The organism is Undibacterium sp. GrIS 1.8 (genome assembly GCF_040544445.1).
GTDB lineage: Bacteria > Pseudomonadota > Gammaproteobacteria > Burkholderiales > Burkholderiaceae_D > Undibacterium.
The window spans coordinates 1-21593 of sequence record NZ_JBEONQ010000060.1; the positions used below are offsets into that span (position 1 = coordinate 1).

The following is a 21593-nucleotide window of genomic DNA, read 5'->3' on the forward strand; positions in this document are numbered from 1 at the left end:
CCTCGGCTATCGAACGCCGTTTGAGGTTTTTTATAATTTGGATATACTCCCACTAAAACTTACCTCCCGTTGCTCTTCGTAGCTGAATCCGCCCGCCTTATTGATCAGTAATTGCATGGACGATTAAATATACCTACTAGGAGTATCAATTATTATGTCGATTGCTACATAAACTATTTGCCGTACAAAAGCCCTACTATTTAAATACCATATTCAGTTCAGCGTCTTACTCTTACCTATCCGCAATAAGAAGAAGGTACTGCTATTTAACAGAAAAATCTACCCGATTTGGCAGACCTTTATCTTTAATCCCATCCGCAGTCAATTTTGGCGCAATCAAAAACAGGCGCTCTTTGGCAATACCGCCAGTTTGCTCCAGATAATCCCGTACCACATCGGCTCTGCGTTGGGCTAACTGACGCAGATTCTCTGGTGTGACCGGCGTATTAGCAAGGATCAAACGTTCGGCCTCTTCTGGTGGCAAAGTTTTGGCAATGCCGATCACATTACGCGGCTTGCTGAATTTTTCTGATTTATAAACTTCTTCGATATAAGTTTTTTTGTCACCTTCATCCAAACTGATTTGATCCAGACTCAATTGAGGATTTTTCTTTTGCAAGCTGACGAGTTTTGCTTGCTTGATTTTTTTCTCCAGACTGGCGCGGCGCAATCCCTCTGTATCAGTTTGCGTATCGGCTCTACCGAGAATGTCCATACGCAAACCGGTGCGGTTGCTGAGCGCTTTGGCGAGGTTGTCTAATTTGGCGCTGGTGTCCCGCGTCAAGATCGCCAGCCCCGGTGTAAACTCGGCATAGGACAATTCCTCTCCGCCACCAAACGCCTGCCCCAACAAGGCAAACGGAGATGTTACTGCCTTGGTAATTAAATTAACGAAGACTTTCCAAATAATGCCGCCGACTGAAAATTGCGGATCAGATAAAGAGCCGGAGATTGGTAAATTGATCGCAATTTTTCCATCGTTATCACGCAACAAGGCCAGTGCGAGTTGTACCGGTAAGCGCGTGGCATTGGGACTATCAATTTTTTCGCCAAAAGTGAGCTGATCTAAACGCACGTCGTTTTGCGCTTGCAATTGCTGATTCTCTACCCGATACGACACCTGCACCGACAACTTGCCTTTATCAATTGCATAACCTGCATATTTGGCAGCATAGGGTGTCAGGCGCGTCAGCTCCATCCCGTTGGCGCTACCCTTAATATCCAAAAAAATCGGTGAGGATAAAGGATTGAGCGTGCCAGAAATCACTAGCGGTGCATCATTATCAATCTTGCCGTTCAACTCAATTGTGGCGGGCTGCGTGCTATCAGACGCAATCGCACCTATCGTGCCACTGACGCCAGTTAAATTAGCGCTGTAATTGGGACGAACAAAATTATCTGTGAAGTTGACATTGCCACCGCGCAGGACGGTTTGACTAATCCGGATCACTAGCGGATTAGTTTGCTTGACTGGCGGTACTATTGGGGTAGAAACGATGACTGGTGTGGTCGCCGAGACTGACGCGGCAGGTGCAACAGGCACGATGGTTACGATAGCAGGTACGGCGGCAATGTCAGCAGGATTGGCTGAATTTGCCGTGTCAGTTGAATTGACATCGACCTTCTTAATTTCGATAATCTTATTCGCATCCGTTGTGCCGTCAGCAGATTTGTTGACGGTAATATTTTGCAGATTCAGTTTGCCTTTATCAGACAAAACTGCCCTGGCATAAAAATCCGTCAAGCTCAATTTCTTCAACAATATCGTAGGTTTATTACCTCCTAATTTTGCGTTAATACCGTCCAGGTCGATTGATTTCCATTCTAAAAAATCGTCGCTGGCACCACTTTCCAGCATATGGAAATCACTGAGTTTTAAATTACCGTCGTAACTTATTTTGGGTGCTTGTCCTTTGTCACTCAGGATCACTAGCTTGCCTTTAGCGCTGGCGTCACCACGACTTAAAGTGACATTTAACTCGCGCGCAAAGTAAGGGTATAGCGCAGCAACTGGCAAGGTCTGGGCATCAATTAATGCCGTGATATTTTTTAAGCCAGCACTGGCATCGGCGCTCAGGCTTAATTTACCTTTGCGGTTAATCGTCGTTTTTAATGTAAAGCTCGCCGTCTGGGCGGCGTTGTCCACGACTGCACTGTCCAGTAGATTACTGCTGAGATTACTAGCGACCAGACTAATACTATCCAGCGTCACGTTCACACTAGGATAAAGCGACCGATCATCAAAGCGCACACTACTATCGTTGACAGAAAAATTATGCAGATTGACGCGCCATGCATTGGATTCTGGAATGGTAGCGGTGGCCTTGCTGGCGTTAGCATTGTTAACCTTAGCGGCACCGGGCAACTTTAGTGCCTCTACATTGACACTAACTTTATCTTGAGTCGGTTGATTTTTTGCACTCTGCTCACTGTGTCCATTCCATGCTATCAAAAATTTTTGCAGATTTAATGTTGCGGTCTGATCTTTTTGGACATCCGCTTTCAGACCTGTCATTTCTAAACTACCCGCGTTAACTACCTTCGTCGCAGTATCAAGTTCTAGCTTGCTCAGTGCTAAAGATTTAATCGCAATGCCTCCCTCGCCTTTCGCTTTTGACTGGATGGAAAAATCTACTAATTGCAAATTAAAATCTGCTATTTTTACTTGCCCGTCCTGGCTATGGATATGCGACTGCGCCGCTAACTTGCCTGCCAGCGTGGCAGCTAATACAGGATTAAACAATGGCTGATAAGTAGCCAATGGCAAATCGTTCAGACTCACATTGCCATCCACCATCCCGCTGGCGACGCTGAATTGCCCTTCAAATTTACTTTGTGCATCTTGCTCGATAGCGATGCTGATTAAAACGCTGGCTGGCTTGGCCGCAACATCGGTGCTCAATTGTTTAATATTGAGGGCGATATCTTTTAAATTGATTGGTATAACCGGTGACGAATGTAAGGCGTCACTAAAATGGATTTGCCCTTTGCTGAGCACAATAGAATTTATGGCGATGATCGCTTTGCTCTTGGAATCTGATGCGACCACGGTATTCGTATTAGCATTGTTAGCGGAGTTAACGGCATTAACAACTGGAGCAGAATTTTTTATCGGATCACTTGCCAGCGTAGACTTTGCCTGATCCGCTACGGGGGTTGGAGTAAGAGCGTGACTACTCAGTTTGGCCCAGTTGAGCTGGCCTTTTTTGTCTAGATCCATCCAAACTTCTGGTGCCTCTATGCTTAACTGATCTAAGCTAGCTGCACCGCTGATCAGATTAATTTGTTTGATCTGCGCCGTAATCACATCGGTCAGCAACAAAGGGGCATCGGCATTATCTTTGAGGTCAATTTTATGCAATTGAACCTGACCGGACAACAGCAACTCTGCTTGGTTTTTCTTACGGCTAAAAGTCAGATCCAGCTTGGTAGATAATTGCGCGCTTTGTATTTTTAATGGCAAAGGGACTGGGATATAAGCAATATAGGCAGGTACATTCAGGCGATCAATATCAATCGCTAAAGTCGTGTCCAAGCTATCCACAAACGGCTTGCTACGCGCCTTTAAATCGAATGGTGTGCCATTGATTTTGGCGGACAACATCGGCTGTACGAAGCTATTTACTTCTTTTGGGAAGTTGGATAAAAACGGTACTGCAATTTGCAGGTCGTCTATTTTTATTTGCTTCTCCAGGACTTTATCGTCAAAAACAATACTGCCATTTTGCAATTGCAAGTTCGCCAGCGAAAAACGAAAAGGTGCATCGCTTTTGGGTTGCGCCGCCAGTTTATCGAGGATGTCAGAAAAATTATAGCGACCATAACCATCAGCGCTGGTGCGTACTACATGGACTTGCGGTGCGGTTAGTCTGACCTCATCGATCACCAAAGCCCTATGCCAGGCGGAACTCAGTGAGAGATTAAGTACCAGAGTTTTTAAAGACAGTGCCGGGCTGCGTTGATCCGGCTCGTACAAGCTGACATCGTTAGCCGTGAGCGCGAGCGCAAAGGGGGAGAAACGGACTTCGCCAATCGCTAGCTTGCGACCTAATTGCTGCTGAACTTGCTCGACCGCGACTCGTTTTACATAAACCGGTAGCAGCAGCCAACTCAACAAGATGATCAGTGCCAGCAAGCCCACCAGACTGATGATGATTTTACCGATACGCCCTTGCCAAGTTTTTTTGAGATGCGCCTGCAATGTCACTTTGGCTGATAAGGTCACGGTCGTTCCTTTAAATTGAATCTAATGCCATAGTTTAACTAACGATCTGCTCTCCAGCAAACACAATCCCCACACAAGGATTGCCGCCGATCGCATAGGCCAGATCACCTGGCCGGTCTATTGCCCATAATGCGAAGTCTGCTGCCTTACCAATTTCTAAGGTGCCGATCTGATCTTGCAAACCCAAAGCGCGGGCGGCATGTTTGGTGACGCCTGCCAATGCCTCCAAAGGCGTTAAGCGGAATAAGGTGCAGGCCATATTCATTGCTAGCAACAAAGAGGTCATTGGTGAGGTACCCGGATTGCAGTCGGTAGAAATGGCAATGGGTACCTGCGCCTCGCGCAAACCGGTAATCGGAGGTAATTTGGTTTCTCGCAAAAAGTAGTAAGCACCGGGTAACAGCACGGCGACTGTGCCATGCTGCTCCATAGCGTTGATGCCCTCTTGCGATAAATATTCCAGATGATCGGCAGACAAGCCTTGATAGCGTGCCGTGAGCGCAGCACCACCCTGATCTGAGAGCTGCTCGGCATGCAATTTGACTGGCAGTCCATGTCGCTGCGCCGCCTGAAATACTTTTTCAGTCTGTGCTGGCGAAAAGCCGATTTTTTCACAAAATGCATCGACTGCATCGACCAGACCTTCCGCCGCCAGAGCGGGTAGCATCTGCTCGCAAACCAAGTCCAAGTAATCATCAGCACGACCTGCATACTCGGGAGGCAAGGCATGTGCGCCGAGAAAAGTCGTTTTGATCCGCACTGGAAAATCTTGTGCGAATTGTCTGGCAACCCGCAACATCTTGGCCTCTGTTTCAACATCCAAACCGTAGCCCGATTTGATCTCCAGCGTAGTGACGCCTTCTTTTAATAAATTACGTACTCTGGACAAACTGGCTTGTATTAATTGCTGTGGACTAGCGGCGCGGGTCGCACGCACCGTGGAAAGAATACCGCCACCTTGTCTGGCGATGTCTTCATAGGCGACGCCGTTTAAACGCGCCTCAAATTCATCGCTGCGATTGCCTGCATAGACGATGTGGGTATGACAGTCAATCAGACCAGGTGTCAGCCAGCAGCCTTGTCCGTCGTGTGACATGCTCGCTTGGGAATTCGCTTGACACTCAGCAAGCAAATCAGCAGGTAAATCGATACGCTTACCCAGCCAGACAATCTTGCCATCCTTCGCCACAATTGCAGCGTCGCGGATTTCGCCATAACCATCCTGCATGGTCGCCAGATGGACATTGGTCCAGAGAGTCAGCATGGTTTAGGCTCCGGCGTGGTTTAAAAAACTAATGCGCATCAGATAGAGCACGCTGCCCTCTTGCGCCTGCACGACTAATCGCACACCGGCGTGTTCATGATCTTCTTCCAGCAAAATTAAATCTGCTTCGCTGACATCCATCACTTTATTCAAGACTGCCTGTCCCTGTGCACAGTAGATCAATACCTGTTGCGCATTTTGTGCCACAACATAATGCTCGCCGGCCTCTAGTCGTTGCATAAAATGAGTACAGACATCGCGCCGGGTCATCAGATTAAGATCCCATACCGAGCCATCTAACAATTCAGCACGGATGGATGTTTCACCAGAAAATTGATGTGGCATGCTGTGGCGGGTCAAGGTAACACTGGAAGGTGTATCAGTTCCCTCTTCATCTCCATGCAAGGTCATACCTGTACCAGACAAAATCGCCAACGTCCGATCAATCTGTGCAAAGTGCGAAAACGCGCCGTCACTGCTGACTAAGGCCGTACTAATGCGCCAGACAAAATGGTCCAGGCTCGCACCCTCAGGAAAAACTGCCAGCTCAGTCGTGCTGCCGCCACCGTTTTTCCAGGGCATGGTTTTATAGTCTTGCTGGCTCCATTTACGCATGATGTGTTGGCGCTATGTGTTTGAGTGTGTGTTTGAGTGTGTGTTTGAGTGTGTGTTTGAGTGTGTGTTGAATATAAGAGCTGTTTTACGAATAAAGATGGGTGTACAAGTGCTGACATTGTGCGCTCAATTCGCCATCCAGCACCATCTGTTTTGCTGCTGCAATATCTGGTGCGAAGAAGCGATCCTTGTCATAAAACGCAACCTTGCGGCGCAGCGCATGATGTACTGTCGCCAGACTCGCTGAGGTCTCCAGCGGCTGATGAAAATCAACGCCTTGCGCTGCGGCTAATAATTCTATACCGACTATAGTGGCAGTATTGTGTGCCATCTCATGCAGACGTCGGCCAGCGAAGGTCGCCATACTGACATGATCTTCCTGATTGGCCGACGTCGGAATCGTATCAACGCTGGCTGGATGTGCATGGGATTTATTCTCTGAGGCCAACGCCGCTGCTGTCACATGTGCGATCATAAAGCCAGAATTGAGCCCGGAATTTGGCACCAGAAATGGCGGCAAACCTGACAAACTTGCATCAATCAGCAAGGCAATGCGGCGCTCGGAAATAGAACCAATTTCTGCAATCGCCAATGCCAGCGTATCTGCTGCGAAGGCCACCGGCTCTGCATGGAAGTTGCCGCCGGAGATGACTTCACCCGTATCCAAAAACACCAGCGGATTGTCGGTCACGGCATTGGCTTCAATTAATAAAGTACGGGCTGCGTTATTGATAATGTCCAGACAGGCGCCCATGACTTGTGGCTGGCAACGCAGGCAATACGGATCTTGTACACGTTCGTCATTGACCAGATGCGAGCGGCGGATTTCGCTCCCCTCCAACAATTCACGATAAATTTTGGCGGTAGCGATCTGACCAGGTTGTCCGCGCACTGCATGAATACGCGGATCAAACGGCGCGTCACTGCCTTTGGCGGCATCAACCGACAATGCTCCGGTAATCGTTGCGGCTTCCAGCAAGCGCTCAGCGAGAAACAAACCATTGAGCGCCAATGCAGTGGAAACTTGGGTGCCGTTAATCAGCGCCAGACCTTCTTTAGCAGCCAGTACGACCGCTGTGATTCCGGCATTTTCTAACGCCAGTTTTGCCGGGACTAATCGCCCATTTACACGTACTTCGCCCTCGCCCATCAAGGCCAGCGTCATATGCGATAAAGGCGCCAGATCGCCGGATGCGCCGACCGATCCTTTGACCGGAATTGCGGGCATGATGCCTGCATTGTACAGAGCGATCATGGTATCGATGACGCTGGCACGGATACCAGAAAATCCTCGCGCCAGGCTGGCGATTTTCATCAACAAAATCAAGCGCACAACCTCATCAGCGATCAATTCACCAGAGCCGACTGAGTGCGACAGTATCAGATTTTTTTGCAGTAATTCTAATTGCTCATCGGGGATGCGCGTCTTGGCGAGTTTGCCAAATCCGGTATTGATACCATATGCCGCGTCGCCCTTTTTGACGATACTCTGGATCGTTGCGGAGGACGCGTTGATCGCCTCATAGGCACTGACATCCAACTCCAGCGGCAAAGCAGTGCGCCAGATCGCGCGCAAGTCGGACAGACTCATTTGGCCCGGGCGAATGATGAAAGTGTTGGTGTTCATGTTTGTCCTTTTTTAAATTATTCTTGGCAGTTTTAAAATGTGCTGAAATGTGCTGTTTGGTATTTTGCTGGGATAAAACATTGATTCGTTGGAGGTAGAAGCATTCAATTTTGAGTCAATCTCAATATACTCCCCACCAATCACTAGCAAATATGCCTTAATGTCCAATTATTCTCTGGACGCTTAAAATATACTTACCACCAGTATTATTAATGCAATCAAATCTACGGCAATCATCCCCTCTCCCACAAGCGGAAGAGAGAGTTTTGATCTGCTCATTTTTATCGACTTACGGTCTCGGTTTGCTGCATTAACTTACGGTCTCGGTTGGCTGCGTCAACTTATTGCCCCAACTCACTATCTCAACTCATTACTTTGAGTTATTAATCATGGGTAAATTCAAGCCATTACGCTCAGCGCAGGCAACTGCTTGCGGATAACCTGCATCCGCATGACGCATCACACCCGAACCACAATCGTTGACCAAGACGCGCGCGAGACGTTTTGCTGCTGCATCCGTGCCATCCGCCACAATCACCATGCCGGAATGTTGGGAGTAACCCATACCAACGCCACCGCCGTGATGCAAGGACACCCAGCTCGCGCCACCTGCCGTATTTAACAAGGCATTGAGCAAAGGCCAGTCGGAGACAGCATCGGTACCGTCCATCATCGATTCCGTCTCGCGATTAGGGCTAGCAACAGAACCGGTATCGAGGTGATCACGACCGATGACGATTGGTGCTTTTAACTCGCCATTTTTAACCATCTCGTTAAACGCCAAGCCAGCGATATGGCGCTCACCCAGACCTAGCCAGCAGATACGTGCTGGCAAACCCTGGAAGGCAATTCGTTCGCCCGCCATGTCCAGCCATTTATGCACGCCTTTATTCTCTGGGAAGAGTTCTTTAATCTTGGCATCGGTTTTACGGATATCTTCCGGATCGCCCGATAAAGCGACCCAGCGGAATGGCCCTTTGCCATCGCAGAACAGAGGACGGATATAGGCAGGTACAAAGCCGGGGAAATCGAAAGCATTCTTCACGCCGGTATCAAACGCGACCTGACGGATGTTATTGCCGTAATCCACCGTCGCAATACCCATCGCATGGAAATCCAGCATGGCCTGCACATGCACCGCACAAGCCTGTGCTGCATCGGCAGTCAGTTTGGCGTGCTGGCTCTGATCGGACTGTGCCACCTTCCATTGTTCAACCGTCCATCCGATCGGCAGATACCCGTTGATCAGATCGTGCGCTGATGTTTGATCGGTGACCAGATCAGGCTTCATGCCGCCGGCTTTGGCGCGTCTAACCAGTTCTGGCAAGACTTCTGCTGCATTTCCAAGCAAGGCGATTGATACCGCTTCTTTGCGGTCGCAATGGTGTTTGATCAGTGCTAAGGCATCGTCCAGATCTTTGGCTTGCTTGTCGACGTAGCGGGTACGCAAACGGAAGTCGATACTAGATTGCTGGCACTCAATATTTAAAGAAACAGCGCCGGCAAAGCTAGCCGCCAGTGGCTGCGCGCCGCCCATACCGCCTAAACCTGCTGTCAAAATCCAGCGCCCGCCCCAGTCACCGCCAAAATGCTGGCGCCCTGCTTCGGCAAAGGTTTCATAGGTGCCTTGCACGATGCCTTGAGTGCCGATATAAATCCAGCTACCTGCTGTCATCTGACCGTACATGAACAGACCTTTGCGGTCGAGTTCGTTGAAATGTTCCCAGTTAGCCCACTTGGGCACCAGATTGGAATTGGCGATCAACACTCTGGGCGCATCCTCGTTGGTTTTGAACACGCCGACCGGCTTACCAGATTGAATCAATAAGGTTTCGTCCTCGCCCAACTCTTTTAGTGAGGCCAGAATCTGATCAAAACACTCCCAATTACGGGCGGCACGACCAATCCCGCCATACACAACCAAATGCTTAGGATTCTCGGCAACCTCGGGGTCCAGATTGTTCTGGAGCATGCGATAAGCGGCTTCGGCCACCCAGGTTTTACAGGTTTTTTCAGCACCGCGTGGTGCACGGATTTCGCGGCTTTCGTCCCAGCGTGGATCGTTGTTCATGATGTATTCCATCCTATTTCGGTAGTGTTGGCTGGCGCAAAGTCAAACTCAGTCAAATTAACTAAACTAACTCAAGCTAACTCAATATATACGTTCAACGCGCTTCTAAAAACCAGATGATGACCAGTCTTTGAAATAAGTTTAAGTTGTATATACAACTTTTGCAACTGGATTTTTGTATGAGACAATATGCAAGATTATATTTTTATGTTTTTTCAATGCCACCACCTTAGTTACAAGGAATCCTGTGTCAAACCAACAAGAAAACGCACCTGTGTTCCAACGTATCAAGGATTATTTACTAAAAGAAATTCAGTCCGGCACATGGAAAGAAGGTGATGCGATTCCGTCCGAAACTGCGCTAGCAGAGCAGTTCAGCGTATCCCGCATGACGGTCAACCGGGCTGTGCGAGAGTTGACCAGTGAACAAATCCTGACACGCATCCAAGGCTCAGGCACCTATGTCGCGCAGCATAAATATCAGGCAACCTTAGTAGAGATTAAAAGTATTGCGGAAGAAGTCAGAGCGCGCGGTCACGTGCATCGCAGTCAATTGCATGAGCTAGTCGCGGTGGCTGCAAGTGACATACTGGCGCAACAATTTAAGGTGAAAATAGGACATCCGCTTTTCCATTCGGTCATCGTACATTTTGAGAATGATATTGCGATTCAGGTAGAAGACCGCTGGGTCAATTCGGATATTGCACCTGACTATCTGGAACAACATTTTATGACCATGACACCGAATGAATATCTGATGGTGGTAGCGCCCCTAGAAAGTGTCAGCTACCGTATTGAAGCGTTGTTACCGTCTAAACAAATCGCGACGATGTTAAATATCACCAGCAAGGAACCATGTTTGCTATTACACCGTCAAACAATATCCAAGGCCAAAATCGCCACGATAGTCACGATGTGGCATCCGGGCCAACGTTATCAGTTTGCAGGTAGTTTTTAACGTAATCCTTTGCTGACTAAACTCAGCAAGCAAACTAGGCTGAACAAACCAATTGAACAATATAGAACCGATGCGCTTTTTCTCCTTTCCCCGTTTTGTCTCCTCTGCTAACTCGCTGAATAAGTAAATCACACTAGCGCGGCTGGCAGCATTGTTACTCGTCACGACACTCGCGGGCTGCGGCAGTTTTGGGAGCAATCTCGGCAATAGTAAAGTCGCTCTCAAAGAAGAAGAATTTGGCTCTGCCGATGTCTTCACCCATAGTTTTCCCGGATCGGAAAAAACGGCTTGCGAAGCCGCCCGCCGCGCTTTGCTCAGCCAGGGTTATGTCATCAGCGAATCTAAAACCGCCTTCGTCAGAGGCCGCAGAAAATTCCAACACGATAGTGATATTCACGCCGAGATTGAATTTACGGTAGTCTGCGCCGCCGACAGCAAAGGCAGCAACAGCACCACCGTTTTTGCCAATGCGGTACGCGACCGTTACTCGCTAAAAAAGAGCAGCAACTCCGCCAGCATCGGGGTCGGTGCACTGGGCTCGGTATCGTTGCCATTTGGCGCCAGTGACGATTCTCTGGTCAAAGTCGCTAGCGAAACGATACCAACCGGTGATTTTTACGATAAATTTTTTAAATTAGCAGAACGCTATATGGATGACTCTTCGGTTGAAACCGATAAGGATGAGGATAAAAAAGAGTCGCCAGCCTCTTCTGACAATAAGAAATTGACTACGCCAAATCAGTAAGCCAAGGTTGTCACTGTTCTATAGTGAGCGACAATAAAAAAAGCGATGCAGATTTTTCTGCATCGCTTTTTTACTAATACAAACCCGATACAAACTAAGCGAACAAATTACTTCGTAGTTTTATCTTTACGAACACCAGCTGCTGTTGCAGGCAGGTATTTCAAAGGATCGTTCATACCGACGATATACGCCGTTGCGATAGTACGTGGCTTCATGCAAGTCGCGCTCAACACTTTAGAATCTGCTGAGATATCATTAGTGCAAATCGTCAGATCCTTGACTGTGTCTAAAGAAATACCAGCAGCCGCAGCAACCGCGACCACTGCACCAGCACCAGCACCATTTGCGACCAAGGTATCAACCGTGGCTTGCAAATCTTTAGTGCTTGTCAGCGCAGTAAAAATACCATCAACTGAAGTATCCACTACTGTATTCGCTGCTGATGCAACTGAAACAAACCCTGAAACCAACAACATACCGACAACTGCCTTTGAGACAAATTTTTTCATGGCGACTCCTGTAATGATTGAAAGCCTGGCGAGGCTGTTTTGATTCTAATTAAGTTTGGATCAAATTAAAAGGACAGAGTTGTATCCATGCGGCAATTAACTCTTTGATTAACAACAGTTTGTTCAATTTATAAAACAAACTGTGCATCAATCGACAACTTTTAGAGGTTTTACACCTGATTTCAAACCCCTTGCGGACTATTGTAACGATTAGCGTTGCGGATAGGCTCTTTGGAATTAGCCGAGGTTTTAGCAAATGCCTCTTTAGCGCGTTGATAACCGTATTGCCACTGCGCTTCAATATATTGCACATAAGTGTCATAGCTATCGGGCATGATCAGGCTAACCCGGTTACGCCTGAAAGCCAGCTTCTTTTGCACCTGTTCGCGTGCTAGTGCAATGCTGATATCTGAGCTGTCAATCCAGGTATCCGCAAATTGATGATGGACGTACCGTAAGCGCTGATTGCCGTTAATGCCCAACACCGCACGCAAAGCAGGAATCGCAAAGGTCTGATCAAACGACTCTTTAAATTCCATCGTGACCTCATGCGCCAGCCGTCGGGCTATTTCGATGGGAAATAAATCAAGCACGCCACCGATATAGTGTTCCATCTGCCCGGTAGCCGGACGACGATAGCTGTGACAACGGAAATAAAACATGTCAGATACCGAAATTCGCACCGCCTCTGCCAAAGGCATATCGACATCAATCAACAGTTGTGGCGCAATCGCATGATTCCCCCACATCGGAGCGCTGAATGGCGATTGAATACCTTGCAATAGTGTGGCTGTTCGCTGATCGCAAAAAACGGTTTCTTCAAATAATTTACGATGGCCACGCGGCTGCCCCACTTCTTCCGGCTGGTATAACAGCTTGCCGCCGATAATCGCAACCGCTGGTGCCCCAGCAGCTTGACTTGGACTTACAGTTGGCAATGGCAAATTAGGCGGTATCTCAAACATATAATCTTGAAATACATCCGGTATCTTGGGCGTATTTTTCGAAGACAATTTGCGCTTAATCGCCTGAATCAAAGAGCGATGAATCGCCGCTTGCGATGTCGATTGCAGACTCGCCCAAAACTGATACATCTCATGCGAACTAAGCCATGCCTTGCGCTGTTCATCATCCGGCAAAGCCTGGATCAGTGCCGCCGCAATCGCTGCGCCGCAACTGGCTAATAACAGATCAGGTGTTTTCCCGGCATCACGCGCTGCGGCATACATGCCAAGATAAATGCCAAAACGAAAGCCACCGCCAGCCATGACCATGCAGCGTTGATATTGAGGAAGTTGAGTAGAAATAGGGGGATTTGTGCTTGAATTCATCGCAACAAAATACCACAACAACGATGAAGGATTAAACAGAAATTGCGTTTTGCTGTTGCAACGGCGCATTCAAACGTGTAGCCAAACAACAGCTTGATCGTGTACTGATTTAGTACCTGTTTAGACTAAGTAATTAGGCTCACTTGGTTGACTAACTAAGTTGAGTAGCTAAGTTGAGTAGCCAAGTGAAAAACTGAGTGCCGTAAAAAACCCGTTCAGCGAACATGCACAAAGCGCAAAAAGCAATCTCGCTTACTTTGTACTCGATACGTTTCTATAATTATTTTTTCTTTTTAGCAGAAATTCCATCTAGTCAAAAATAGAGATAATTTTATATACTCCCCATAATTTTTACCAAAATAGCCTTATAGACCAATAATTACCTGGACAATTAAATATACTAATAAGGAGTATCCATAAACCGTCTATAGAAAAAGAGGGGCTTAAGCAAATATCGCCAGCACCGGATAACGACGCCACTCTGGTTCAGCATACCGCTGGCAATGCGTAAAAATAAAACTCAGCACGGCATTCTGGTCACTCAATAATTGGGGCTGATCTGCTTTCCATGTAGCGAATTGCGCAGCCAGTGCTGGCTCCTCACGGAGTAATTCTTCTGCCAGGTCTTCAAATACGTAATCGGAGAACGCTTCTTTCTTCTCTAATACGCTATTAAAAAATCCCCAACGGAAAAAGCTGTCATGTGCCTGTGGCTCCAAGGTTTCGACCGCATACCGCGCTTGGTCCTGATCCAGCGTAATCCAGATATCACCCGCCTTGATCTGATGGGTGCCAGTCTGTGTGCTCAGCTCCATGTCGTCATGAAATAAATGACCTTCATAGGCATGTGGGCGCGATGTAACTGAACGAATTTGGTAGGTCTGTGCCTGCACAATGCGGTCACCGGCAATTCGCTCGATCTTGACGCCATTCCACTGCAAGCGCTCAATCGCAGCGCGCCATTGCTGGGGTACGACATAGGCGATCGGCGCAGGGACTACGACTTCTGGTTTGAAATGATTGTAGTATGGAATATCCTTTTCCCATGCTTGATGTTTGTCGTAGTACAAACGACTGTAGTCGCCTACTGCACTGGGCTTGTAGCAAGCCTCGTAGCCTTTAAAACGAACCGTCGAAACATGCTCGTCATCCCGGCGCCATTGCACGGGCCAATGGGTGCGGGTTTTTCCCTGCTGTTTGGCGGCTTTCCGCAATTGCTGGATTTGTTCAGCATGCTTGATCGTGAACTCCAACGCGACCTCGACCAGCGCGCGCATGGATGCGTAGCGATCGGCGAAGGGTTTTAGCATATGCGTTTCTGGCATAAAACCGATGGTGTGATGCAAAGCGGCGTAGCCCGTAGAGAATCGCGCAGTTTCTAAAAACTCTTCTATCCCTTGATCGGGACTGTCTTTGATCGGATTCACATAAGGACAAGTCGGCCAGCCGCGTTGCGCCATATCTGCAAACATCACCGGCAGCATCTGCTCGCGCAAAAACTGCCCCAGATCACCGCCGAGTTTATCTGTTTGGGTATGGATCAAGGTCATCGTGTAAGGATAATCTGCCCCGTTGGAGGTGTGTGTATCCACCATCACGTCTGGATCCCAGGCAGTAAAAAACTGATTAAAAACTTGCGCGTTCAAGCTATCGCACTTAATGAAATCACGATTTAAATCCAGATGCAGACTATTCCCGCGGAATCCGAACAACTCGGGACCGTCTTGATTCACCCGCGATGTATTTTGTCGGTTGTGACAGCCATCCACGTTATAAATCGGAATAAAAATAAACGCGGTACGACCTAGTTGTGCCAACCGCTCTGGCATCACACACCAGTCGCGCACCAGCGCCATACAGGCATCAATACCTTCGGGCTCACCAGGGTGTATGCCGTTATTATTAAAAAATACCGGACGCTGTTCACCTTTGATTTGCTCGCGATCAAATACGCCATCCGCAGTCACCACACCAGCATGAATAGGCACACCGGCATCCGAGACACCAATCTGACTGAAGTGCAAGACATGAGGGAAAGCCGATGCCAGCTTTTGATAAAAGCCAATGCACTGATCCCAGGTCGTCGTTTGGTTTTGATTACCGAGTTCGTAAGGTGTTTGCAGGTCTGTTGACATAGTTAGCGTCCAAGGTGAAGAAGATATCCAAGGTATGCAGCACGCATCCCGTGATCATCGATTGAATACGTTAGCAAAAATAATTACCGTGATTTTGCCTGAATTAGACTGGTAGCGAGCGATATTATCTTGGTACACAGGCAAATCTCGCACAGTCACGAATCACGTAAAATACACCAACCCACAACGCCCCAGGAGCCTCATCTTGACCAACGCCGAAATCGCCGCCTTACGCCTGAGCTGTCACACCATCCTCCCCGGTCACCGTCAACTACCGCCAGCGGGACAGTTTGCCGCCATGGCGCAATGGTGCGAAGCCAACCATGTCTTGCATGACACTTATGGTGAGGGTGAATTAGTCCAACACTTTGAACAAAAAATCGCTCAGCTATTAGGTAAAGAAGCCGCCTTATTTTGCATTACCGGCACCATGACGCAGGTCACCACCTTGCGACTCGCTTGTGCCGAACGTGGCAGCAATTTGGTGGGGTTACATCCAAGTTCACATATTTTTATCCATGAAAACAGCAATCATGAATTGCTTGGCCATTTTAACGCCCTCAGAATCGGCAATCCACATCGCCCCTGGACAGTAGACGATCTCAAGGCGATACCAGAAAAAATTGGTGCCGTTCAATACGAATTACCCATGCGAGAAATCGGCGGGCAACTCCCTAGCTGGCAACAACTTCAGGACATCAAGTCCTACTGCCAGCAAGAGAATATTCATCTACACATGGACGGCGCCCGCTTGTGGGAAGCACAAAGCGGATTTGCTAAGCCTTTGCACGAGATCGCCGAGGGTTTTGATTCTGTGTATGTCTCGTTTTACAAAGGCATAGGCGGTCTCGGCGGCGCGATGCTAGTAGGCAGTAAATCACTGATCGATCAGGCACGGGTCTGGATGCAAAGACAAGGCGGCAACGTATTCCGCCGCTCGCCTTATGTCGTCGCAGCAGCGATGCAATTTGATCAGCGTCTGGCCGATATGCCCGCCCTATTCCAACGCACAAAATGGCTATATCGGCTGCTGACAGACTATCTGCAATTAAAAGCCAATCCAACGCAGCCTCAATCTAATATGTTGCACCTATACTTACCCGTCAATAAAGAGCGCGCCACCGATATCCGCAACCAGATCGCGCGCGAACATGGCATCTGGTTATTCGGCAATGCCGTGCACACGGCACTGCCAGAACAATGCATGTTTGAATGGTATGTCGGCGATCAATTGTTAGTGATGAAGGACATTGATGTGAAGAACGCGCTTACGTTATTTGTAGAGAAAATTTTGGAAAAGCTTTGATGGGAATTTATAAAAACTCTTGAGTCGACCTACAACATTGCGCATAAAGCTATTTTTCTTACCAATCCTGCTTGAGACACGCGGGAATGACATGCTTAGAATTTGCATTGTTACTAATGGCCTTCGTTATGAATAAAAGATTTTAAAAAAATTTCTGATTTAGATGTCCAATATAAATAAGGCTTACAGAGCAAAAATGGCTTGTAAGCCTTATTTCATAAGGATACTCATTAAAAAATTTTAAATATTCCTATTACATTAGGTTGATATCTGAGAATTATCGTTTTTTTTCCCACTAAATAAATCAAAAACAAAATCACAAAGACGCCATCCAATACAATCACAGGCTGCATCGGCTTTAGGGCAGGATCATTCAGACTCATCAGCAAAACACCAACCAGGCAGATTTTTTCTATCGTGACGGCGACAATGACTGGGGTACGACACTCAGGGTGGCTGGCGGAATAAATCAATAAGCCGCCAAGGCAAGCGACTAACAGACCCCAATGACGGGCGAATAATATGCCTGCGCTATCGGTTACCACTAATTTTTGTGCCTGCAATAGGGGCAAGGGTGCGATAAACTGTAGGCCTACCAGCAGCATGATGCCGCCAGCGATGTAGAGGATGAGTTTGATGTGGCGCTGAATCATGTTGTCTCCTGTTGGTATTTCGTTTTATTTTATTTCGTTTTTTGTTCTGGTCAACAGATAATCTATTTGGCCTAGACTGTCAAACTCTGCTTTATGTGCACTGCGTCAAGTCAGTCACATAAACGACTTTATTGAAGCTCATGCAAACCAAGCCGTTTAATTCTGTTTTTAATTCCTATCTGATTTATGTCGGCGTAGCGCTGGCCTCTGCTGGTGTGGCGCTCTACACGCCGCTGATTGTGTCGGAGACCGGTAAGTCTTTTTCTGGCACCTGGGCGGCTTCTATTTTATTTGGCTTGAATTTGGGCCGCGTAATCGGCTCGTATTTGGGTAGCCGCTATCCCAAGCTGGCGAATCATCCATTTTCTGTCACAGGCAATATTTTGCTGGAAGGTTTTGCCTTGTATTGCATGGCGTATTTGCATCAGGCCTGGGCTTTGGCCTTGTTTGCGGTATTGGCAGGATTGGGAAGCGGTTTGTCTTTTCCCGGCCTGAAAAATTATTTATTGAAATTAAAAGAATTAGATCAATCTTCTTTATTCAGTCGCCTGGCCTTTGCGATACGCATGGGCTTGGTGCTGGGATATCTGATGGCGGGCTGGGTGCCGGTGCATAGCCTGAAAATAGTGTTCTTGATTGTATTGATCACGTTTATCGCTTACGCCGTTTTTATGTTGTATGCCATGCGCGCGATTGCCGGGCATGAGACGGACTACCTAGCTACCCTGGCAGTCAAACAAGCAGCATCGGCGGCGGCGAACAGTCAAGCAGAATCAGCGGCGTCACTTGCTCCTTCTAAAAAATTGCCGCGCCTGTTTATGGTGTCGAATGCGGTGTTCTGGTGCTTTGCGGTCCAGCCTATGATTGGCTTTAGTCTGCACATCCCCAAGTTTACGCCGGATATCCCCGTCTCTACCCCGTTCTGGTTGGCAGCGTTAGTCATTATCTTTTTCCAGATACCGGTGTCTAAGCGTGCGGTGCGGATACGCGACCATTTCCGCTTCTTACAGATTGGCTACAGCTGTCTGTTTGCGAGTTTTGCGTTGATGGTGGTCGCAGGAGGCCACAGCAGCGCGGTGATTGTCTCTGCGATTTTGCTCTCGTTTGGGCAAGTGTTTTATGGTCCGTCGTTTGACGTTCTTATTGCAAGACATTCAACAAGATCGTCGGAAGATACCGGCAAATTGATGTCGCAACAGATTTTTTATCAAAGCACAGGGACAATGATCGGCAGCCTCGCGGGCGGTGTGCTGTTTGATCTTGCCCAAACCATGCAGATGCCTATACTGAACTGGCTATTACTCGGCATAGGTAGTTTGGGAATGATAATCTTAAGCCGTAAAAAAATTCCTGATCTGTATCGTCGCTCTTAAAGCTGTGATTCTTAGAGCTGTGATTCTTAGAGCTGCGATTCTTAAAGCTGTGATTCTTAGAGCTGCCATCAGTCAATCAACAAACGCCCAGAAAAAAAACTAAGCTGCTCGCAGAAAACAAAAAGAACTTTTCTCTATTTGGATAGGTCAAACGGCATAATTTCAATATACTCCCCAATATTTTTAAAAAATAATGCCGATTGCCCAGCAATCTTCTGGACAACCTAAATATACCTACCTCCAGTATTTATTTCAACCGAATTACACATCGACTTAATACATCTGATTAAACCGCTAACCTGATCACTATGGCTAAGCCAGAGTAATTGAAAACAGATCAAATAGTTGCCCAAAAGCATTTTTACGCCTAGTATGAAGCAGCTATTCACTAGGCTCCCGTCCACATCAGCATATCAATACAGCATTATGAAAACAAAAAATCTCCTTCTCGGTACATTGTCCTTGCTCTTTTGCATCCATTCCTACGCAGAGACAGGCGTAACCAGCAAGGCAATTCTGGTCGGCCAATCCGCAGCTTTATCAGGACCAGCGCAACAGCTAGGGACAGAGATGCGCGACGGCGCGCTAGCCTACTTCGATCATGTCAACGCACAAGGCGGCGTTGCAGGCCGGCAGATCGTGTTAAAAACACTAGATGATGGTTATGAGGCCGACAGAGCAAGCGCAAACACAAAAGAGCTAATCGATAAACATGATGTTTTCTCCTTGTTTGGTTATGTAGGCACGCCGACTTCCAATGCAGCTTTGCCCTTAGTTGCCAAAGAAGGGATTCCTTTCTTTGCACCATTTACTGGTGCTGAGTCTTTGCGTGAGCCGTTTAATCGCAACGTCTTTAATATCCGCGCTAGCTATTTTGAAGAAACCGAAAAAATCGTCCAACATATAACGACATTGTCGATGAGCAGAATTGCTGTGTTTTATCAAAACGATGCTTACGGCAAAGCCGGCCTAGAGGGCGTTACAAAAGCATTAAATAAACGTCATATCGAGGTCATCGGCATTGCTACCGTTGAGAGAAATAGTGTTGATGTGGCGCCAGCGGTTGCCAAAATAAAACAAGTAAAACCTCAGGCAGTAATTATGATCTCTGCCTATAAATCCTGTGCCGCGTTCATCAAAGAAATGGTGAAAGATCCGGTTGGCGCGCCTATTTTCTGGAATATTTCCTTTGTCGGCAGTCAAGCCCTATCTAAAGAGTTGGGCAGCGAAGGACGCGGCGTTATGATCTCGCAAGTAGTTCCAGCGCCTTGGGAAGAAATCAATCCTTTGATTAAAGAGTATAAAACCCTGTACGCCAACAAGCCTGGCAGAGAGCCGGGTTACGTTAGCCTGGAAGGATTTATCGCGGCCAAAGTCTTTGTAGAGGGTTTAAAACGTGCTGGCAGCAGCCTGACTCGCGATAGCTTTATCAAAGCAATGGAATCGATGGGAGCTTATGATGCAGGCGGATTTTCAGTGAAATTCAGCCCGACTAACCATAACGCATCTCATTTTGTCGAATTAACCGTCATTGGAAAAGACGGAAAATTTATGAAGTAACTTTAGTTTTGAACTCTGTAGTAACTGGTAGCAGATTCCTGCTGCCATTATTTTTTTCTCGCTGATAGTGAACTAGCAAGCCAGCAGACTTGGCGGGACGGACATGTTTTCAAATCGACCGCCCCTAGACTTAAGTTATGGCATGCTAAAAATAGCGTCGCACCCTTCTCTGGTCTCCTCAATGCCATCAAGTTCATCGTTCATTTCCAGATCAAATAATTCTTCAATCGCATTCATATAGCTATTGACGCGAGTGGCACCGATGAGGCGATAAATATCACCTGCTTCGTTGCGAATGCCGATGATCATTTTTTCTTCTTTGACAATATCCACGCTGACTTGCGTCAGCAAAATATTACCGATGATTTGTTTATCAATTTTGGCAACAGCTTTGCCTGGGATTAATGCAGTTTTCAAGTTGGCTCCTGTGATCGTAAGCGAATGATAACGACTTTATCAGCGTTTATCTCTAAGAACATGTTAGCATTTGACTATGCATATAAATAACACAATATTTTTATCTCATGACCAATTTCTTTTTTACCCAGCCAATTCTTTATCTCACTCTGTTTTTTTGTGCATTTTTGATCATTTTAGTCTTTTTAAAAACATCGAAAAGCAAGCCTAAAAAACGGCGCTCCAATTACAAACAAGTACCGCTGATGACACCGAATGAAATCGAATTTTTTGGCCGGCTTTGTCGCTCCTTGCCAGGGGTGCATGTATTCCCTCAAGTCGCTATGGCGGCCTTAATTACGCCCGTCGACAGTTTTCAAGAAAATCGATACGCCTATTGGAAAATCAATGAAAAGCGCGTTGATTACGCGATTTATAGCCGCAACATGAATCTGATTTGCATCGTCGAACTAGATGACCGTATGCATAATCCAGAAAAAGACAGAGAGCGCGATCAACTGACAAAAAGTGCCAATGTCGCAACATTGCGCTGGCAGTCAAAAGCAAAACCGTCTGAACTGGAGATTTTTCAAACAGTTAACCAGTTACCGCATATGCTGAATAATCCAATTTTGCCTATGGCACGTAAACCGCGAACTCCCGCCAAGTCCCGCTATCCGTCATTGCATTCCAGACACAATTCACCGCAAACTGAAAATCTGGTAACGCAAGAGCTTCTTGCAAAATACCCAAACCAGTAAAGTCGAGCATGGGTGTGGCCACTGTTGCGATTGGTTTTCTTGTTTGAAGCGGCACATGTGACAT

The 21593-nt window shown here is 47.3% G+C and carries 16 protein-coding genes; 6 read left to right on the top strand and 10 right to left on the bottom strand.

Annotation, left to right across the window (positions count from 1 at the left end; all coding sequences use genetic code 11):
- Positions 1-262: 262 nt before the first annotated feature.
- From AAKU64_RS19780 to hutU, 5 genes are all read right to left on the bottom strand, one after another.
- Complete coding sequence (locus tag AAKU64_RS19780) at positions 263-4225, bottom strand: DUF748 domain-containing protein (RefSeq protein WP_354362766.1); 3963 nt, start codon at positions 4223-4225, stop codon at positions 263-265.
- Between the two features lie 34 nt (positions 4226-4259).
- On the bottom strand, positions 4260-5489 hold the full coding sequence (gene hutI, locus AAKU64_RS19785; RefSeq protein WP_354362767.1) for an imidazolonepropionase: 1230 nt from the start codon (positions 5487-5489) through the stop codon (positions 4260-4262).
- A 3-nt stretch (positions 5490-5492) separates the two neighbouring features.
- Positions 5493-6104 carry a HutD/Ves family protein gene (locus AAKU64_RS19790; protein ID WP_354362768.1) on the bottom strand — a complete coding sequence of 204 codons (612 nt, stop codon included), beginning with the start codon at positions 6102-6104 and terminating at the stop codon, positions 5493-5495.
- Positions 6105-6189: 85 nt separating this feature from the next.
- Positions 6190-7731: a histidine ammonia-lyase gene (gene hutH, locus AAKU64_RS19795; protein ID WP_354334821.1), complete on the bottom strand. Its 1542-nt coding sequence runs from the start codon at positions 7729-7731 to the stop codon at positions 6190-6192.
- Between the two features lie 370 nt (positions 7732-8101).
- A complete protein-coding gene (gene hutU / locus AAKU64_RS19800) occupies positions 8102-9802 on the bottom strand; it encodes a urocanate hydratase (RefSeq protein ID WP_354334819.1) in 1701 nt (566 codons plus the stop codon).
- A gap of 247 nt (positions 9803-10049) precedes the next feature.
- Here hutU and hutC point away from each other — a divergent pair, with 247 nt between their 5' ends.
- Together hutC and AAKU64_RS19810 are read left to right on the top strand one after the other, a co-directional pair.
- Complete coding sequence (gene hutC, locus AAKU64_RS19805) at positions 10050-10760, top strand: histidine utilization transcriptional repressor HutC (protein ID WP_354334817.1); 711 nt, start codon at positions 10050-10052, stop codon at positions 10758-10760.
- A gap of 151 nt (positions 10761-10911) precedes the next feature.
- Positions 10912-11505 carry a DUF2242 domain-containing protein gene (locus AAKU64_RS19810; protein ID WP_354334815.1) on the top strand — a complete coding sequence of 198 codons (594 nt, stop codon included), beginning with the start codon at positions 10912-10914 and terminating at the stop codon, positions 11503-11505.
- 107 nt (positions 11506-11612) lie between these two features.
- Here AAKU64_RS19810 and AAKU64_RS19815 read toward each other — a convergent pair whose 3' ends face one another.
- The 3 genes from AAKU64_RS19815 to AAKU64_RS19825 form a co-directional block, all read right to left on the bottom strand.
- Positions 11613-12014 carry a hypothetical protein gene (locus tag AAKU64_RS19815; protein WP_354334813.1) on the bottom strand — a complete coding sequence of 134 codons (402 nt, stop codon included), beginning with the start codon at positions 12012-12014 and terminating at the stop codon, positions 11613-11615.
- 182 nt (positions 12015-12196) lie between these two features.
- A complete protein-coding gene (locus tag AAKU64_RS19820) occupies positions 12197-13345 on the bottom strand; it encodes a patatin-like phospholipase domain-containing protein (RefSeq protein WP_354334811.1) in 1149 nt (382 codons plus the stop codon).
- Between the two features lie 443 nt (positions 13346-13788).
- Positions 13789-15480, bottom strand: a complete 1692-nt coding sequence (locus AAKU64_RS19825; protein WP_354334809.1) for a M14 family zinc carboxypeptidase — start codon at positions 15478-15480, stop codon at positions 13789-13791.
- Positions 15481-15685: 205 nt separating this feature from the next.
- Here AAKU64_RS19825 and AAKU64_RS19830 point away from each other — a divergent pair, with 205 nt between their 5' ends.
- Positions 15686-16786, top strand: a complete 1101-nt coding sequence (locus tag AAKU64_RS19830; RefSeq protein WP_354334808.1) for a threonine aldolase family protein — start codon at positions 15686-15688, stop codon at positions 16784-16786.
- A gap of 230 nt (positions 16787-17016) precedes the next feature.
- Here the strand turns inward: AAKU64_RS19830 and AAKU64_RS19835 are convergent, their stop codons facing one another.
- Complete coding sequence (locus tag AAKU64_RS19835; RefSeq protein WP_354362770.1) at positions 17017-17439, bottom strand: hypothetical protein; 423 nt, start codon at positions 17437-17439, stop codon at positions 17017-17019.
- A gap of 140 nt (positions 17440-17579) precedes the next feature.
- Here AAKU64_RS19835 and AAKU64_RS19840 point away from each other — a divergent pair, with 140 nt between their 5' ends.
- Together AAKU64_RS19840 and AAKU64_RS19845 are read left to right on the top strand one after the other, a co-directional pair.
- A complete protein-coding gene (locus AAKU64_RS19840) occupies positions 17580-18812 on the top strand; it encodes an MFS transporter (protein ID WP_354334804.1) in 1233 nt (410 codons plus the stop codon).
- Positions 18813-19238: 426 nt separating this feature from the next.
- On the top strand, positions 19239-20372 hold the full coding sequence (locus AAKU64_RS19845; protein WP_354334802.1) for an ABC transporter substrate-binding protein: 1134 nt from the start codon (positions 19239-19241) through the stop codon (positions 20370-20372).
- 135 nt (positions 20373-20507) lie between these two features.
- Here AAKU64_RS19845 and AAKU64_RS19850 read toward each other — a convergent pair whose 3' ends face one another.
- Entirely contained in the window at positions 20508-20789 is a 282-nt protein-coding gene (locus AAKU64_RS19850) for a hypothetical protein (protein ID WP_354334800.1), read from the bottom strand.
- Between the two features lie 245 nt (positions 20790-21034).
- On the opposite strand from AAKU64_RS19850, the gene AAKU64_RS19855 reads away from it, so the two are divergent.
- Positions 21035-21529 carry a DUF2726 domain-containing protein gene (locus AAKU64_RS19855; RefSeq protein WP_354362771.1) on the top strand — a complete coding sequence of 165 codons (495 nt, stop codon included), beginning with the start codon at positions 21035-21037 and terminating at the stop codon, positions 21527-21529.
- The last annotated feature ends 64 nt before the right edge of the window (positions 21530-21593 follow it).

Excerpts from the sequence above, each read along its gene's own strand:
- hutH (WP_354334821.1), bottom strand. The coding sequence starts at position 7,731 with ATGAACACCAACACTTTCATCATTCGCCCGGGCCAAATGAGTCTGTCC.
- AAKU64_RS19840 (WP_354334804.1), top strand. The coding sequence starts at position 17,580 with ATGCAAACCAAGCCGTTTAATTCTGTTTTTAATTCCTATCTGATTTAT.
- AAKU64_RS19820 (WP_354334811.1), bottom strand. The coding sequence starts at position 13,345 with ATGAATTCAAGCACAAATCCCCCTATTTCTACTCAACTTCCTCAATAT.
- AAKU64_RS19815 (WP_354334813.1), bottom strand. The coding sequence starts at position 12,014 with ATGAAAAAATTTGTCTCAAAGGCAGTTGTCGGTATGTTGTTGGTTTCA.
- AAKU64_RS19835 (WP_354362770.1), bottom strand. The coding sequence starts at position 17,439 with ATGATTCAGCGCCACATCAAACTCATCCTCTACATCGCTGGCGGCATC.
- hutI (WP_354362767.1), bottom strand. The coding sequence starts at position 5,489 with ATGCTGACTCTCTGGACCAATGTCCATCTGGCGACCATGCAGGATGGT.
- AAKU64_RS19790 (WP_354362768.1), bottom strand. The coding sequence starts at position 6,104 with ATGCGTAAATGGAGCCAGCAAGACTATAAAACCATGCCCTGGAAAAAC.
- AAKU64_RS19845 (WP_354334802.1), top strand. The coding sequence starts at position 19,239 with ATGAAAACAAAAAATCTCCTTCTCGGTACATTGTCCTTGCTCTTTTGC.
- AAKU64_RS19855 (WP_354362771.1), top strand. The coding sequence starts at position 21,035 with ATGACACCGAATGAAATCGAATTTTTTGGCCGGCTTTGTCGCTCCTTG.
- hutU (WP_354334819.1), bottom strand. The coding sequence starts at position 9,802 with ATGAACAACGATCCACGCTGGGACGAAAGCCGCGAAATCCGTGCACCA.
- AAKU64_RS19825 (WP_354334809.1), bottom strand. The coding sequence starts at position 15,480 with ATGTCAACAGACCTGCAAACACCTTACGAACTCGGTAATCAAAACCAA.